Consider the following 17961-nt stretch of genomic DNA (forward strand, 5'->3'; position numbering starts at 1 on the left):
ACAGAAGTTGGACTTTAATACACATAATCATGATTCTGTCAATGCGTAAGTCCTACACACAAGGCTAACAGCTGCCTCTAACATTCGTATTGTCCCAAGTTCAGCATTTATTTCTACTTCCACACCGATTGGCAAGGTAAATTTATCCTTAATATGACCAATCATTGAACCGTACCAAGCAGGAATACCTAAAGGAAGTATGTGTTGTTGCAATACTTGCATTAATGTAAATGACGGTTCATCTCCAAGACTACATTTAGTACATTGCCCAAAGATAAAGCCAGCAATTTGATTAAGTATCCCAGCAGTTTTTAATTGCGTCAGCATCCTATCTATACGATAAACATCCTCGTCAACTTCTTCGACAAAGAGAATGCTTTTGTTCCAAGTAGGTAGGTAAGGTGAACCTACCATCGCTGATAGAACTGACAAGTTTCCACCCACCAGTTTACCCCTCGCCTTTCCCGGTGCGATTATCTCCAGCCGCACTTCGCTAGGGTTGAGATTTTGCATAGTCACCGCTTCACCATTAAATAGGATGCGCTTGAAGTAATCGACTGTAAATTGATTCCAGGTAGACGTAGCAACTGGCCCATGAAAAGTAACCATTTGACTACGGGCATTAATTGCCAACAACAACGTTGTAATATCGCTATACCCGATGATAATTTTTGGATGGGAGCGGATTAGCGAGTAATTGAGTAAAGGTAAAATGCGATTGCAGCCCCAACCACCACGCATCGGAATAATTGCTTTTATAGTGCGATCGCTAAACATCAAGTTTACATCATCAGCGCGATCGCCGTCTTTACCCGCTAAATAGCCGTAACGATCTAAAATATGCTTCCCCAGCTTTACTTTTAACCCTAACTGTGAAATTGATTTCTGCGCGGCTTCAATGTCTTTAGCGTCAACGATACCCGCAGGCGAAATCAATCCTACGGTATCGCCAGGTTGTAGGCGGGACGGCTTGCGGATGGTGTTTAGAGATGGCTTACCTTGGGCGGTAAGTGTTGGTATTTGAGTGGCTAACGTAGCCAGCCCACAGGTTGTAAGAAATTCCCGACGCTTGATATTCATAACTATTTTGTTGGGGATTAGGATTCTAAAAAGTTAGATCCCCGACAACTTTTACGAAGCCGGGGATCTGGATACCGCGAATTTTCACAAATTAAATAGGATTGCGATATGTATAGCACAAGCCTTGGTGGTTAGGACATCAACAGACGATAAAACTTAGACACAAAAAGGTCTTTTCACCCAGTCCCCAGTCCCTTGCTATAAAATTAAACCTTTTGTACCATATCTGAAATCACAAATCCATTATTAGCGAACTTAGCATCAGTAGCAAATGAATCACCAATGACAGGCAAAAGACGATCGTATAATTGCATCGCCTGTAAACAACTATTAATATTAGAAACTGCCGAATTATATCCTGCAATATTTTCTTCAACAATATTCAACAAGCGGCGATTATTTGCAATTTTTTCTTCGGCTTCTTGTTCTAATATTTTCTCTAAATAAGCACGTGCCTGTGGGTATTGTTGCAAAATTTCATCTGCTTGCTGTTCTGCCATTGGCAATAACTGACTTTTCAGGGTTTGATTAATGGTTTGACGGAAAGATTTGCGAATAGTTTGGGAAACTTTTGGTTCAAAATCTAACTTCAACAATTGCCTAATGGCTGGTTCTGCTTCCACGATACTTTCAGCGTCATAACCTTGAGAAGTTTGTGATAAAGTTTGGCGAAATTGATATATAGAAAAAGTGCCTTCATCGTAAAATCTAGGACTTTCTCGTACAAAGCGATCGCACTCTACACTAGCTGCACTAAATAATGCTTGAGCAACTCCTTTTTCTAAAATTCTGATCTCTTGTTCAATACCACCATCATTATCTAATAAACGATAAAGTTGGCGATAATATTCTGACTTGCGAATCTTTTCAATCAACCGCTGGAAATAATTTGCAACTATTTGCTGAGAAGATTCAACCAAAATATCTTCTAGTTGATTTGCTAAGTAATAAAATGCCTCTACTAAAATAGCAATTAAAGGTGCAGTAGCATTGCGAGGATGGCTGATGGTTGCACGTTGATAAGCAGAAGCTACCGAAAAAGTATCTAGCAATTCATCTAAGCGGCGAATCATTCGTGATTGCAATTGCTTAAAATCTGCTTCAAAAGCATCACAAGAATTATTAATTACATGGTTAACTTCTTCTTTGATATGCTCGCTAAATTCTCTCCCAATTTGCTGTAGTTGTTGATTTAGGTGTTGCAACTCTTGTGCCTTCATCGTCTCAATTTCTTGGGGCTGACTATCTAAATCGCGTTGGACACTCTGATAATGTTTTTTGAGCTTAATACAAACATCTTCCAAATCATCAGCAAGATTTTTAAATAATTGGGGACGCTTTTCTTCGGTAAGATAACGAGTAATAGCTGTGCGAAATTCTTCAGTTCCACTATCTTGAATTAGCTTTTCAATCAATTCATTTCCCCAATCTCCCAGAATCCGCACATAATTTTGATTTGGAGTTTCAAAGCCGTTCACAGAAACACGGAATTTACTGGAAGATAACTTTCCTGAATTTACACAGTAGTTGTTAAACGCATAGACAAATTGTGGAGTTTCTTCTTTACCATCTAAACCTTTAATACTTTCTGCAAAAACAGAATCTAAACCAAATCTATCTTGTGGACTTGCTTGTTTAATCTGACTGCCATAAAATCCTAATAATCCACTGGTTTTATAAACCTTCCTAAAATTGGCAAATTGCCCACTAATTAAATCGTCTAATCGTTGCCGTAGCTGAGTATTATACCAAGTTTCATCGATCCGGTTGAAGACATAGAAAACGCGATCGCGTACTCCCCCATTCTCCCGCATTAATTCTAAAAGTTCTGTTTCTTCTTTTGTCATCTCACCCGCCGAAGCAGGTTTTAGCACACACACCACCGCCGAAGTATCAGGATGTTGAATTTTGGCATAAGTTAGTTGAGCGTCTTTCTCTACTGGTGCATCGATGCCAGGTGTGTCAATAATGACATTGCCATCTTGTAGTAAAGGATGATTACAGTAATATTCTATCCGCTTCAATACGGCACTATTACTACCACGACGCGCATATCCAGCAGCTTCCTTGAGATTGGAAAAGTTAAATTGCTCCATTGAATATGTAGCATTAGTTACCGTGCTGATGCGATCGCTATTTGCTATATATCCCTCTAGCAACAACATTAACGCCTTCGCCTGTTTTGCACGTTCTGATTTACTCTCACCACCCTCCTGCTGAATAATCGCTTCAGAACCTTGACGTAGCAGGTTAATTACCTCAGCTTGGTTAATATTAGGTACTGTCTGAAATCCTAGTTGCTGACACAAAGAAACTGCTTGTTCTCGAATCTCTGCTTCACTTAAAAATGTCAAAACAACACGTTCTTTATCTACTTCTGCATACTCGATTTTGCATTCTGTTCCTGTAGCGTGTCCCTCTGCACTGTAGAGTAATTCCCTTTCTAATAGTGCATTAATTAGCATTGATTTTCCAGCACTAAACGCACCCGCAAACACAATTTCAAACTTAGGAGAAATCGCTTTACTTAAAGAAGTTCGTACAGATGTAATATCTTGGGAACGTAGCGTTGGTTCTTGTTGTAATAGTTGTAATATAGATTCAACCTGCTCTTTTAAATTTTTGCACTGAAGCGGCATATCTGACATATTTAGTATCCTGACAATATTTATGTATATATTAGTAATATTTAATGTTCTAGTGGTTCAGTAAAATTCCTGAGAATCTCACTGTGCTTTAGCTGCTGCATATTACTAGGACTGACGCACTGTACAAATTAATGAGCGATTATTCTACAAACCCAAAGCCTACCTGGTTGTGGAAGTAGCGGTCAATTTGCAGTTTTTAATAGTGCGCCCAGTCTCACTACATCAGATTTTGTTGTGCAAGTGTCGGGGCATACATCTATACCCCTCTACTTAGAACATGGAACTTCAAGCGTAGAATTTTAAAGCCCACTCCTTGACTAACAACAAATAAACACAGGAGAAAATCATGGCTAATTCATCATTCAACCTGCTTAACCTCTCTGACCTGAATGGCACTAATGGCTTTATAATTAACGGCATTACAGCAGATGAACAGCTAGGCTCCTCAGTCAGCAATGCGGGGGACATCAACGGCGATGGTATTGACGACCTGATTATTGGGGCACCTTCTGCCGACCCCAACGGTATCGTTGCTGCTGGGCAAAGCTATGTAGTGTTTGGGCGAACCAATGTGGGAAGTGGCGGTAGGCTCAACCTCTCTGATTTGAATGGCAGTAATGGCTTTTTGATTAACGGCATTGCAGGAGAAGACGCATCAGGTTTCTCAGTCAGCAATGCGGGGGACATCAACGGTGATGGTATTGACGACCTGATTATTGGCGCAAAATATGCCAACCCTAACGGCATCGGTGATGCTGGGCAAAGCTATGTGGTGTTTGGGGGAACGAATCCGGGCAGTAGCGGCAGCCTCAACCTCTCTGATTTGAATGGCAGTAATGGCTTTTTGATTAACGGCATTGCACTAAGGGACTTTTCAGGTAACTCAGTCAGCAATGCGGGGGATATCAACGGTGATGGCATTGACGACCTGATTATTGGCGCACCATTTGCCAGCCCCAATGGCAACTTTGGGGCTGGGCAAAGCTATGTGGTGTTTGGGGGAACGAATCTAAGCAGTAGCGGCAGCCTCAATCTCTCTGATTTGGATGGCAGTAATGGCTTTATAATTAACGCCTTTGCAGGAGGTGACTTTTCAGGTAACTCAGTTAGCAATGCGGGGGACATTAACGGTGATGGTATTGACGACCTGATTATTGGGGCAAATGAAGCCGACCCTAACGGCAACGTTGCTGCTGGGCAAAGCTATGTAGTATTTGGGGGGACGAATCTGGGCAGTGGCGGCAGCCTCAACCTCTCTGATTTGAATGGCAGTAATGGCTTTTTGATTAACGGCATTGCAGTAGAAGACGCATCAGGTTTCTCAGTCAGCAATGCGGGGGACATCAACAACGATGGCATTGACGACCTGATTATTGGTGCATATCGTGCCGACCCCAACGGTAACTTTGAGGCTGGGCAGAGCTATGTAGTTTTTGGGGGAACGAATCTGGGCAATGGTGGCATCCTCAACCTCTCTGACCTGAATGGCAGTAATGGCTTTTTCATTAACGGTATTATTAAAGATGGCTACTCAGGCAGATCGGTTAGCAATGCTGGGGACATCAACGGTGATGGCATTGACGACCTGATTATTGGGGCACAAAATGCTTTCCCCAATGGCAACTCTGATGCTGGGCAAAGCTATGTGGTGTTTGGAGGGACGAATCTAGGCAGTAGCGGCACCCTCAACCTCTCTGACCTGAATGGCACTAATGGCTTTTTCATTAACGGCATTGCAGCAGATGACTTTTCAGGCAGGTCAGTCAGCAATGCGGGGGACATCAATGGTGATGGCATTGACGACTTAATTATTGGGGCACCTTCTGCCAGCCCCAATGGCAACTCTGATGCTGGGCAAAGCTATGTGGTGTTTGGAGGGACGAATATTGCCAGTAGCAACATCTCTCTTAACCTGACTGGAACTCCCAATGCAGATACCTTATTTAGCACACCTAGTAACAACATCATTGATGGGTTAACTGGTGACGACACCCTAACAGGCAACGGCGGTCAAGATAAATTTATTATTCGCTTTAGCGATGGCAATGACACCATCACCGATTTTGATGGCATTGGTAAAGGCACAACCCCAACGTCAGCGGCGATCGCCAATGTTGACACCTTGCAATTTACAGGTAATGGTTTAACTCCTCAAAATCTGCAATTAATTCAAAATGGTAACAACTTAAAAGTCACCTTTGAAAATGTACCTAATACCATCACTCTGCAAAACTTTCAGTTAGAAAACTTGGACAATCTGAAAGCTTCTGGCAATATCCTATTTGATGGAGAAAGCAACATCGCCGACAGCTTTGATGTCTTCGATGCTAACTCCACTCAAACTTTGCTACTCAACAAGAACACGGTGACTTTCCTCAATGACCTCAACAATAACATCACGGGTTTTGACAACTCTGCTGATGTGATTAATGGTCAGGGGGGTGACGACATCATCGACGGCAAAAGTGGCAATGACCTTTTGAGAGGTGGTGCAGGCAATGATACCCTTATCGGTGGTGTAGGCAATGATACCCTTGTCGGTAATGCGGGTGCCAACTCTTCCTTCAATCTCTCTGACTTGAATGGCACGAATGGCTTTATAATTAACGGCATTGCAGCAGATGACTACTCAGGTTTCTCAGTCAGCAATGCGGGCGACATCAACAATGATGGCATTGACGACCTGATTATTGGGGCAGGTGGTGCCGACCCCAACGGCAAACAAAGTGCTGGGCAAAGCTATGTAGTTTTTGGGGGGACGAATCTGGGTAGTGGCGGCACCCTCAACCTCTCTTCTTTAGATGGCACTAATGGCTTTATAATTAACGGCATTGCAGCAGATGATTTCTCAGGTTTCTCAGTCAGCAATGCGGGCGACATCAACAACGATGGCATTGACGACCTGATTATTGGAGCATATCGTGCCGACCCCAACAGCATTGATAATGCTGGGCAAAGCTATGTAGTTTTTGGGGGGACGAATCTGGGCAGTGGCGGCACCTTCAACCTCTCTTCTTTGGATGGCACTAATGGCTTTTTGATTAACGGCATTGCAGCAGGTGACTCTTTAGGTTTCTCAGTCAGCAATGCGGGAGACATCAACAACGATGGCGTTGAGGATCTGATTATTGGCGCAAGTCGTGCCAACCGCAACGGCGAATATATTGTTGGGCAAAGCTATGTAGTGTTTGGGGGAACGAATCTCGGCAGTGGCGGTACCTTCAACCTCTCTTCTTTGGATGGCACTAATGGCTTTTTGATTAACGGCATTGCAGCAGGTGACTCTTTAGGTTTCTCAGTCAGCAATGCGGGGGACATCAATGGTGATGGCGTTGACGACCTGATTATTGGGGCAGCAGAAAATGGCTACTCCGAGGCTAATTCTGGTGCTGGGAAAAGTTATGTAGTGTTTGGGGGGACGAATCTGGGCAGTGGCGGCACCTTCAACCTCTCTTCTTTGGATGGCACTAATGGCTTTTTAATTAACGGCTTTTCTGATATTGCCGGATTAGGTAACTCAGTCAGCAATGCAGGAGACATCAACAATGATGGCATTGACGACTTGATTATTGGGGCAGAAGGTGGTGTGGCTGAGGATGCTGCGAAAAGTTATGTGGTGTTTGGAGGAACGAATCTGGGTAGAGGCGGCATCCTCAACCTCTCTTCTTTGGATGGCACTAATGGCTTTTTAATTCAAGCTAATATTCAGTTTCCATACTACTCACTCAGCAAAGCGGGGGACATCAACAACGATGGCGTTGACGACCTGATTATTGGAGAATCTAATGCCATCGCCAACGGCAACTCTGGTGCTGGGCAAAGCTATGTAGTGTTTGGGGGGACGAATCTGGGTAGTAGCGGCACCCTTAACCCTGACCTGAATGGCACTAATGGCTTTTTAATTAACGGCATTGCAGCATATGACTCTTCAGGCGGCTCAGTTAGCAATGCGGGGGACATCAACAACGATGGCATTGATGACCTAATTATTGGGGCAGCTGGTGCCGACGCCAACGGCAACTCTGGTGCTGGGCAAAGCTATGTGGTGTTTGGGGGAACGAATATAAACAGTGATGATTTCCTTAATAAGACGTTAACTCCTGGTGATAATACCTTGACGGGCAACAGCCGCCAAGATAAATTTGTGTTTCGCCCTGGCGATGGCAATGATACCATCACCGATTTTAGTGGCATTGGTAAAGGCACAAAGCCGTCGGTAGCAGCGATCGCCAATGTTGACACCTTGCAATTTACAGGTAGTGATTTAACTGCCCAAAATCTGCAATTAACTCAAAATGCTAACAATTTAGAAGTTACCTTTGAAAATGTGGCATCTACCAAAGTCACTCTGCAAAACTTCAAATTAGAAAACCTCGATAACCTGCCAACTTCTGGAGCAACACCTGCGATTGGCAATATCCTATTTGATGGGCAAACCAACATCACCGACAGCTTTGATGTCTTCAATGCCAACTCTACTCAAGCTAGCCTGTTTAACAAAAACACAGTCACATTCCTCAATGACCTAAATAACAGCATCGCAGGTTTTGAAAACTCCAACGATGTGATTAATGCTCAGGGGGGTAATGACATTATCTATGGCTTGAGTGGCAACGATCTATTGCGAGGCGGTGATGGTAATGATACTCTCGTCGGCGGTGATGGTAATGATACTCTTGTCGGCGGTGCTGGCGCGGACTGTTTCGTTTACAACACTGATGCAGTTTTTGGCGCGACTACTGTTGGTGTAGATACCATTAGTGACTTTAACAGTTCCCAAGGCGATCGGATTGTCCTAGATAAAATTACCTTTAGTGCTATTACTTCAACTGCTGGAACAGGTTTTAGTAACAAGAGTGATTTTCAAATCATCTCTAATGGGGAAACTAGCACAGCGAAAATTATCTACGACGCTTTTCGTGGAGAGTTATTTTACAACCAAAATGGCAGTGCGGCTGGTTTTGGTAGTGGCGGTCTATTTGCAACTGTTACTGGTGCGCCAACTCTGAGTGCATCAGATTTTGTTGTGCAATAGATGCTATTTTCAGGTAAATCTGAGTTCTGAATTCTTGTTAGTAAATCGCATAGATGATATTTTTACCTCTTTTGAGGCACTAATACAGGTAATTTAAGGGCATCGGCTGCAAATTTAGCGTGTTGTCCAACAGTCAAAACATTAAATTGACTGGATATCATTTCTAAACTTTTGTTCACTATTGCCAGCTTTTTGTAAGTAGGAACACTCATACCAGGAAAGAATGAGAGTTCTGGTACATCTTCTTGACTTACAAAGTCTGTAGGATGAAGTAGCAAAGAAGGCTGGACGCTTGTAACTTTACACAGCCACAGAGCAATTCGCAGGTAGAGTAACGCCACTTCCGAAGAAAATGTACTCAGAAACATTATGTAACTGAAGTGAATTGGCACTTTAAAAATTGGCATGGTAGTAACAGGAATCTCAGTCAGTTTATCCTTATCTAGTTTCCACTGGTAAGGTTTTAGAGGCTGCAAACCCTCTTTAAAACCGCCAAACAGCGCTTCCCGTTTTTTACGTTCTTCCTTGCTCAATTTACAAGTTATTAAATAATATGCTCGTGCTATGGGCCCCAAAAATGTAGGAAAAGTCGAAGCATCATATTCGTATCCCCGTCGTGCTAAAACTTTCAATACTGCTGGAGAAAAACTGTATCCTGGCCCCCGGAAGCCAATAGGATGCTGATGAGTGACGCGCTTGATATGTTCTTCGGCAAATGCCACCTCTTCTTCAATCTCATTCTCTGAATACAGATGTAGCCAAGGATCGTGATAGAATGAATGATTACCAATTTCGTGACCGGCGCTAGCGATCGCTTGTATTGCTTTAGTATTCTTTTCTAGGGCTGCATCCTGACCGACAATGAATACTGTGATTGTCAAATCCCATTGCTTGAGAATATCTAAAAAACGAGGTACTGCGATATCCAAGTAAGAAGGATAAGTCTGCCAACCCGGAGCGCCCTGATTTTTTAAATAAGACCAAATATTATCTAAATCTAAAGAAAGACTGGCTATTGGTTTGTTTCTTTTTTGCTTAATTTTCATTATGAGTTCAAGTATTTAGACTTTAAAGCGTAAATTATATTGTTAAATTTAAATTTTCTCAGTAAAGTTCCATAGTTCAACTCAGGGCTGAGTTTAGAATAAACCTCAAGCCTGAATGTTTGCATTTTCTCCTTTTTAAAACAAAGAGTTACTTTCAAAGCAGTATTTCATAGACATTGCCTAGATTAGTGGGTTAGATTTATATTTGCTTCTCTAAAAAATATTACCGATGAATTAGATAATAGTTTCTCAACGCTCCTTTGATATCGATTTTATCAAACCTTTTGACAACTTTTTACCCCGATCCTTAATTACCGATCGTTAATATATTATAACTAAGATATATATACTTACATAAATAATTTTTAGTAATTGCGCTAGATATATGAAGTTATTAATAATTTTGATCTTCAATTTTTATCATCGCTTCGATCAAAAGCAATTATCTAAAAACTTTATCCACATCTTAGATGTTGATTTGCTGCCTCTGGGTTAAACACATGGCAATTCCCTTTTCGTAGTAAGCTGCCTCATTAATAAAAATTGGCCAAACAGTAGATGCTCCCTCATAAACAATTGTTTTATCGTCAAAAGTTATAAAAATTGGATCTCCTGGGTTCAAGGCTTGATAATCCTTATCTTGAAGCTCTGGATGAATCATTCCAAAGATTGTACCATCCGGTTTTTTTGGGTAGTCTACAACTGATAAATGGTCATAGAGAATCAACGTTTCATTATTTGATGGAATTTTACCCTGGTTAAACTGTTCTAGGTAGTCCAGAAGGGCGCGAACAAGTTCCTCTGTTTGTTTGAACAGTGTTGCTTTTAAAACTCCTTGGGCAATTGGGCCAACCTCGAATGCAAAGCCTAATTCGCACAGAGAATTTACAAATGGGTTTTCTGCAATTGATTTAAAAGAGCAGCTATAAACTCTAACTAAAGGATTAATCTGGCTCAGATAAGCAGCTAATTTTAAGTTTAAAGGATAACTGTTATCAAGAATAATTGTCAGACCCATATTAGCTGTACTGCTGTGCAAGTCTAAGATGAAATCGGCTTGTTTATCCTTATTTGATACTAGAGTATCCTGAATTAATTTAGCTTGCAATTCTTCGTAACTATTCAGAGTCGGATCTTGTAAATCTTGCTTGAGAAAACAGCGATTTAAATCTTTCTCAACATATCGTCTCCCGGCGGCAAAAGCATTGGGATTTGCTAACAGGGTGACTGTCTCAAAACTCGGTCTAGTAATTAAATCGGGAAACTGGGCAAATTTCTGGACTAGGTAGGCTCCTGTAAACTCATTGCCATGAGTTCCACCGACAATTGCAACTCGATTAATCTGGTTCATGAAGCATTTACCTTGCCAATGCGATCGCGATCGTGTGGTTGATTAAGATAAGACATATCAGGCCCGTTGGGGATAATTCCGCCGGGGTTGAGTGGGAATAGGTTTCCGTAGTAGTCCCGCTTCACGCTTTCTACATCGCAAGTGTCAGCTACACCCGGAAGCTGATACAAATCACGTAGATAAGCTCCGAGATTCTCATAGTCTCGAATTCGCTGCTTATTGCATTTAAACAGCCCATAGTAGGCACTATCAAACCGAAATAATGTCGTGAATAACCGCACATCTGCAAGTGTCAGATGTTCACCGCAGAGATAGCGATTAGTCTGCAATGCAAGTTCAATCTCATCGAGAGTTGCGAACAGTTCATTACAGGCTTGATTGTATGCTTCTTGAGTTTGAGCAAAGCCACAGCGATACACACCGTTATTTACCGCGTGATAAATCTTTTCATTCCACCAGTCAATTTTCTCTTTAAGTTCTTCTGGGTAAAGATTTAGCGTCGGATTGTTGGCAAATTCGTTAAACTCAGAGTTCAGCATGACGATAATCTCTGAACTCTCATTATTGACGATCGCTTTTGTTTGGTTATCCCATAATACTGGTACTGTAGAGCGTCCACTGTAGCCCGGTTCTGCCTTTTGATAAAATTCAGCCAGTGTGCGACAACCTTCAACTTCATCGTTGAATATCCAACCGCCTTCAATGGGCGAAGGAGAGACGATACATACTGATATTACCGCTTCGAGTTTTTTGAGCGATCGCACAACCAAGGTTCGATGCGCCCAAGGACAGCCCAGCCCAACATAGAGTTTGTAGCGCCCCGTTGCTGGTGGGTGTGGATTCCCTGATTCTGTACCGATGAACTTGCGAAACTGGCTATTAGGACGAATATATGCTCCCGACTGATTGCGAGGAGCAAGATTTGACATCATTATCTGCCACATAGTCGTCCAGACAAACTTTCCTAGCCAGATAATCAGCTTGGGAGGAAGCGACTTATTTTTCTTTTTGGGGAGCTTTTTCTCGTCATCCATTGGAGTTGAGTTAGTCATGGCGACAATTTTGCTTTGGGAGCGATCAATGTACCTTCAGATTTCTTACTTTAACTCTACTACGCTTTGCATGAACTATTGGATCTATATGACAATATTGTGGACATTGATATCGCATTTATGAGAACTTATAAGCTAGCGATCGCTTATTTTTAATAATAGTTTGTTTATTTAGTTTTAGAATCTCTGTCTACTTTGTAAGTCTGTAGTAAATATTCTCCATTGAAGTGAATGAGATGAGTAGAATCTTCCGCCACCCAAACATCGGTTTCCCAAGCAATTTCAGCCAAATACTCTACCATCGCTTTCCGGCTTAAAAAGCTTGTTACCATTACAAGAGGGATTTTTATATCGGCAAAGATAACTTCAAGTTCTTTTTTTCGTTTAGGGTTAATTGGCCCATGAGAAGTTACAGCTTCAATTAAAACTAGCCAATCATTTTTTAGATGATGGATAATCACATCAGGCATTTTTCCATGAGAATCGATACTAACACTTAAATCTCTCAATGCCACTTCATTAAAATGTGCGAATTTTTCATCTGTATCACCAACATAAATCAGTTTTGCTCCAGGTGTAAAACGTTCTGCAAAGTCTTTAATAATTTTTTCGAGCAGAATATTCTGTCCACCTGGCGATAGAGTTTTTACCTCTCCTTCAATCACTATCGGAATACGTGATAGTTCCCGCTCCTGAGCATATCGTCTTTTCAAAGTTTCAACTGAAGTAAGGTAAGTATGAATACTCTTTTCCCATTCAGTAGTTCCATAAGTACGTAATAGTTCAAGCGCACTTTCTTCAATCTGATATACTGTTTTTGGACTGTTAACGGGGCGTTCAGGTGCATCTGGATTTACAATTATCAAAGCCGCGTCTAAGAATTGATGGACTGTTTGGCGGCGAACAGTTTCCCTTGTATTAGGTTTATATGTTTTGCCATAGTGCAGTGCCATAAATTCCATCATTGGCGTAATTCCCATTAGGGGAGATGCAGCAGTTTCCCAAGTATCTGTTGGCTTTAAGTTGAGTAGAGCCAGAAGGGTTAAGGCTGAACGCTCATTAAGTTGTGCCCGTGGAAGTCCAAGTTCAATTAAAATTTGTAGTGCTTCATCAATACGGGTTTTAATTATTAAGGGGTTGTTTTCAGACTGATTGCTCATACTCAGTAACTCTTCTTGCAAAAGTTCATCAATTTCTTTCTGTGATGGAAAATGCTCAGTAATATATAGCCCTACAGTCATTAGTTGTGCTATTGTCGGATATTTTAAATTTCGTAAATCGGTTGCATTAACTTGAGTATGCCCATTAAATAATCGAAAAAATGCGTCAATGAGGCTAGAGTTGAGATAAGCAGCAAGACCACGTGCTAGGGTAAGATTAAGTCCTCTTCCGTCTTTGTGAAAATAATTCAGGTGGTTTTCAAAACCTACCCAAGAACAATTAATTTGGTTGGCATCATATACAACGGCAACAACTCGTTTCTTTTCCTCTTTGGAGGATAATCGTTTAGTCAAAACATAATGCTCATTTGGTACTAAAAGAGAGAGCGTTTCTTCTCCATATACCAAAGCTTGGTGTTTTTTAGTTACTTTGGGATACTCAACATATCCTTCTGAAAAATTCAATGGATAAATCAAAGGAACAGTGTCTTCATTTGGCATTAAACACAGATGTTCTTTAACACGAAAATCTACAATCCGTCCAGTTGATACAGTTAATTCTAGGTCTTTTAATGTGCAGGTAAAGTTAGCCATTTTTTTAATGACCTGCTGACTTAGTGTATCGGGGATAATGTGGATAAATTGTTGCGAGTCGCTGGGAAGAACTATCTCTGTATAAGGTAAGGTATTTGACAGAATAAAATCATCATCAGCATTTGAACTTGTACTGATGATTACATTGTCAAATTTTGGTTTTTGTTTGACAGCATGGATGATAATCGTTTCCTGCAAAACTTCATCATCACTAAAAGTTTCCTGCCTGGAATCAAAAAGATGTATCTGCTCTAAAGCCATCATTTCCAAAAATATTTTGCGGAAATTTCTAAAATATGGCCCATTACAGAAACTACGCGGCGAAATAGCTACAAGCTCTCCTCTCAATTCAAGAAGCTGAACCGTAGCAGCGATAAAACCTGTATATAAATTGCTGGTTTCTAATCCTATAGAACGTAACAAATCACGAACTTTGGAATGAGTGTTAATTTTTAAATATGGGGGATTGAGAATAGCGTGGGTAAATCTACAATTATCAGGATTATCGAACAAACTAGGCTGAAGAAGTTTAACTGCATCCTCAATAAAATCCGTATGTCGGATCTCATAGTTTAAAGAGATGCCAGCTAGTTGACATTCTCGATCGCATAATTTCAATGTCTGATGCAAATACCCAATCAAAAAAGGATCGATTTCATAGGCAACAATATCTAAATTGGCTGGGCGTTTTTGGCTGTGACAAAGTTTAGCCACAAAGGCTGCAAGTAATGAGCCAACTCCTGCTCCAGCATCAAGTAGAGATATTTGAGGAAGATCGAGTTTGCCAAACATCCCAACCATTAATTCTGCGACTGGAGCAGGTGTCAAAAATTGACCTAGTTTTCCTTTTTGCTTTTGATCCTGTTTCAAGCTTGCAGCAATCCTCAGAATATCTACTTCACCGAGTAAGTTTCTGGCAGAACATTTTGACAAGCTTTTGAATTCCAACGGCTTGTGATAATTTTCTCTAGACTCTCTACTGCTTGATTGGAACATCACGGCTCATTTTCACAGAACAAAAACCAACTTTATCAGGTTTTGAATTTACGCCATGATATTTTAAGGAGAAACCGATGCAAGAAGCGTCTCTTTTTCCAAAAATTTTTTTAAAACTATGCTTCAAGCTAAAGTATTTGTCACTCGTCGCCTACCTATCGAATTAGAGCAACTGCGATCGCTCGCGATGGTGGAAGTTTGGCCAGAACGTCAACCCCCTCCCTACGAAATTTTACTAGAAAAAGTCAAAGAAATAGATGGATTGCTATGTCTGCTGACTGACCAAATCGATCGCCAACTCATCGAGTCTGGGAAACTCAAAGTTATCAGTCAAATGGCGGTGGGTTACGATAACATTGACATTGCCGCCGCTACGGCACGACAAATTCCCGTCGGTAATACTCCTGGGGTGTTAACCGATGCTACCGCAGATTTTGCCTGGGCATTACTAATGGCAGCTGCACGGCGACTAGTGGAGGCAGATCGATTTACTCGTGCAGGTTTGTGGCAGACTTGGGAACCAGATTTGTTGTTGGGACCAAATGTTACGGGCGCTACCTTGGGGATTGTTGGTTTTGGGCGAATTGGTCAAGCAGTTGCTCGTCGTGCTAAAGGGTTTGAAATGCGGATATTGTATACGAGTAGGCAACGATGCAGCCCAGAGTTAGAACAATCTTTAGGTGTGGAGTTTGCTACGTTAGAACACTTACTGCAAGAATCAGACTTTGTGACACTGCATACACCATCGGCTGATGATACTTATCATTTAATTAGCGATCGCCAATTTGAATTGATGAAGCGATCGGCTATTTTGATTAACACGGCGCGGGGAACGATTGTAGATCCAGATTCTTTGTATCGCGCTCTTGCAAGCGGTCAAATTGCGGCGGCGGCTGTCGATGTCACTGAACCCGAACCGATTCCCAGCGATAGCCTGTTGTTAACCTTAGAAAATTTAATTATTGCACCGCATATTGGCAGCGCCAGCCGTCAAACGCGCTCAAAAATGGCTTCAATGGCGATCGCTAATTTAATCGCAGGATTAAGGGGCGATCGCTTGGCTAATTGTGTCAATCCTGAAATTTATAATTCACGCCTGATATGAATTATGAACGCCCTCAATCTAATACCGTAAGGCGGAAGTTCAAAGGGACGCATAACTATGCGTCCCTAAAGCAAATTGCGTAAACCTTTAGAAGGTGAAAGTTGTTCTCAGCGTACCGATAATTGCATCATCGTTATTGCTGTTTTGACCAGGAGAGGTCAACCAGATTACGCCAGGGGTGATTGAGATATTATCTGACACGCGATACTTGTAAAAGCCTTCAAAGTGATAAGGTATATCATTACCAGTACCAGCAAAAACTCCGCCTCGGTTACGGGCATAAGGTTCTGCACCAGCAAAAATCCCTAAAACGTTACCCTTTTTACCGAGGTCAGGTAAGGCCACTCCAAGACCGTAACTCCAAGCTTCATAATCATCACCAGCACCAAAGCCTGTGATATCGTGGTAAGAAACGAAGCCACTGACTGACAGTTTGTCGCTAGGTCTAAAAGCTGCTTCTATACCGTAAGAGTTACTGGAAGATCCGTTTAAGGTACTTAGAGTATTAGCTTGATTAGTACCTACAACGCGGATAGTACTACCCAAACCACCACCTAGATCGAATAAATTACCACTTCCAGCACCATGATAACCGTGAACGTAGGTAGCAGCTATAGATAAGCGATCGCCAACACTAAAGTTCAACTGTCCCAAGGCTGCATAGTTACCCTCTAATAAACCTTGATTTGCCACGGAATTAGCAGCATTTGATGCCAAGTAGCCGATAGTCAGCGAACTTGGTTTGAAAAAACTGCCACCCTTACCAAAGGGTAAAGTCAGTGCCGCACCTGCACCGCCACCAATGCGATAAATCGGACTTTCAGAAGCAAAGGTAGACAAAGCACCATTACCGCCATCATAGTCTTCAAAGTAAGGGTTATTAGTGGCAACATAATCGCTATGAATACCTCCGGTGCCCGCAAAGTAGACTTGGGCTGGACCTATGGGTACGTAATACGCCAGCCAGTCGATAATCACACTGTTGTTACCAGTGGCGCCGATTTGAAAAGTTTGTATACCTTCAGAAGTATTGATTCCAACACCATCATTTCCTACTTGTGTAAAGGATAGTGCATTACCGGCTGCAAGACGGGTGTGTAAAACGTCTTTACCCGTGAAGCTGGTTTGCAAGTCTAAACGTACCCGATCTTGGAAGACAGTATTATTCGCATCGCCAGTGTTATTGCCAAAAATATCACTAACAGCAAAAATAGCTTCACCCACCAATTTTGTGGTAGTAGAAAACTGATTAGCTTCTAGTTCCGCAGTCCGTGCTTCTAGAGAATCTACTCGACCGCGTAGAGTTGCCAGTTCTGCTGAGAATTCCTCCTGCAAACGCTGGAGAGTCGCCAAATCCTGTTTTGTCACCAAGTCAGCTGTTGCTGTGGCAATTAGTTCATTAACTCGATCTAAACAAGCATTCAAACCTGCGGCAAACTCATAACGAGTCAGTGCCCGATTGCCTCGGTAAGTAGAATTTGGGTATCCAGCAATACAACCGTAGCGCTCAACCAAGGATTGCAAAGCTTGGAATGCCCAATCAGTCGGCTGTACATCAGAAAATTGAGAAACTGATGTGACTTGAGACAATGAATTCTGGTTCTTGCCTTCGTTGTTGTAGCGATTAACCTCTTCTAAAACCTTATTTTCATCAGCCTTTTGGGCAAGCAATTGCTGATTAACTTTTGGTTGCTCTGTTTGAATGAATATTGATGAAGCACTAGCAGCTATTGGCTTTGTATCTTCAGAAGAACTTGCTACTTCGGCAGCAGCTATAGCCTTAGCGGAAACCAACACCGTCACTCCCAAAACTACTGGACTTAGTACCAGAGTTTTCCACAATAGATGAGACATTTTTATTTTCCTTTCCCAAAAAATAGCCAAAATCAGTTGG

The 17961-nt window shown here is 41.8% G+C and carries 9 protein-coding genes; 2 read left to right on the plus strand and 7 right to left on the minus strand.

What is annotated here, in order from left to right:
* Positions 1–27: 27 nt before the first annotated feature.
* Both RMY64_RS19110 and RMY64_RS19115 read right to left on the minus strand, forming a co-directional pair.
* Positions 28–1080, minus strand: coding sequence for an LD-carboxypeptidase (locus tag RMY64_RS19110; protein WP_322700849.1), 1053 nt, complete (start codon positions 1078–1080; stop codon positions 28–30).
* Between the two features lie 206 nt (positions 1081–1286).
* On the minus strand, positions 1287–3728 hold the full coding sequence (locus RMY64_RS19115) for a dynamin-like GTPase family protein (RefSeq protein WP_322700850.1): 2442 nt from the start codon (positions 3726–3728) through the stop codon (positions 1287–1289).
* 346 nt (positions 3729–4074) lie between these two features.
* Here RMY64_RS19115 and RMY64_RS19120 point away from each other — a divergent pair, with 346 nt between their 5' ends.
* Positions 4075–8763 (plus strand): hypothetical protein, encoded by a 4689-nt coding sequence (locus RMY64_RS19120; RefSeq protein ID WP_322700851.1) that lies wholly within the window; start codon positions 4075–4077, stop codon positions 8761–8763.
* Positions 8764–8825: 62 nt separating this feature from the next.
* On the opposite strand, the gene RMY64_RS19125 is transcribed toward RMY64_RS19120, so the two are convergent.
* From RMY64_RS19125 to RMY64_RS19140, 4 genes are all read right to left on the minus strand, one after another.
* Positions 8826–9809, minus strand: coding sequence for a polysaccharide deacetylase family protein (locus tag RMY64_RS19125; protein ID WP_322700852.1), 984 nt, complete (start codon positions 9807–9809; stop codon positions 8826–8828).
* Positions 9810–10275: 466 nt separating this feature from the next.
* A complete protein-coding gene (locus tag RMY64_RS19130) occupies positions 10276–11160 on the minus strand; it encodes an aspartoacylase (RefSeq protein ID WP_322700853.1) in 885 nt (294 codons plus the stop codon).
* Positions 11157–12212, minus strand: coding sequence for a glutathione S-transferase family protein (locus tag RMY64_RS19135; protein ID WP_322700854.1), 1056 nt, complete (start codon positions 12210–12212; stop codon positions 11157–11159). Before RMY64_RS19135 ends, RMY64_RS19130 begins: the two co-directional genes overlap by 4 nt.
* A gap of 167 nt (positions 12213–12379) precedes the next feature.
* Positions 12380–14962, minus strand: a complete 2583-nt coding sequence (locus tag RMY64_RS19140) for a BsuBI/PstI family type II restriction endonuclease (RefSeq protein ID WP_322700886.1) — start codon at positions 14960–14962, stop codon at positions 12380–12382.
* Positions 14963–15080: 118 nt separating this feature from the next.
* Between RMY64_RS19140 and RMY64_RS19145 the strand changes: the two genes are divergently transcribed.
* Positions 15081–16067, plus strand: a complete 987-nt coding sequence (locus RMY64_RS19145) for a D-glycerate dehydrogenase (RefSeq protein ID WP_322700855.1) — start codon at positions 15081–15083, stop codon at positions 16065–16067.
* A gap of 87 nt (positions 16068–16154) precedes the next feature.
* Here the strand turns inward: RMY64_RS19145 and RMY64_RS19150 are convergent, their stop codons facing one another.
* Positions 16155–17921 carry an iron uptake porin gene (locus tag RMY64_RS19150; RefSeq protein WP_322700856.1) on the minus strand — a complete coding sequence of 589 codons (1767 nt, stop codon included), beginning with the start codon at positions 17919–17921 and terminating at the stop codon, positions 16155–16157.
* Between the last annotated feature and the right edge of the window lie 40 nt (positions 17922–17961).

The organism is Nostoc sp. DedQUE08, assembly GCF_034530895.1.
Taxonomy (GTDB): Bacteria; Cyanobacteriota; Cyanobacteriia; order Cyanobacteriales; family Nostocaceae; genus Nostoc.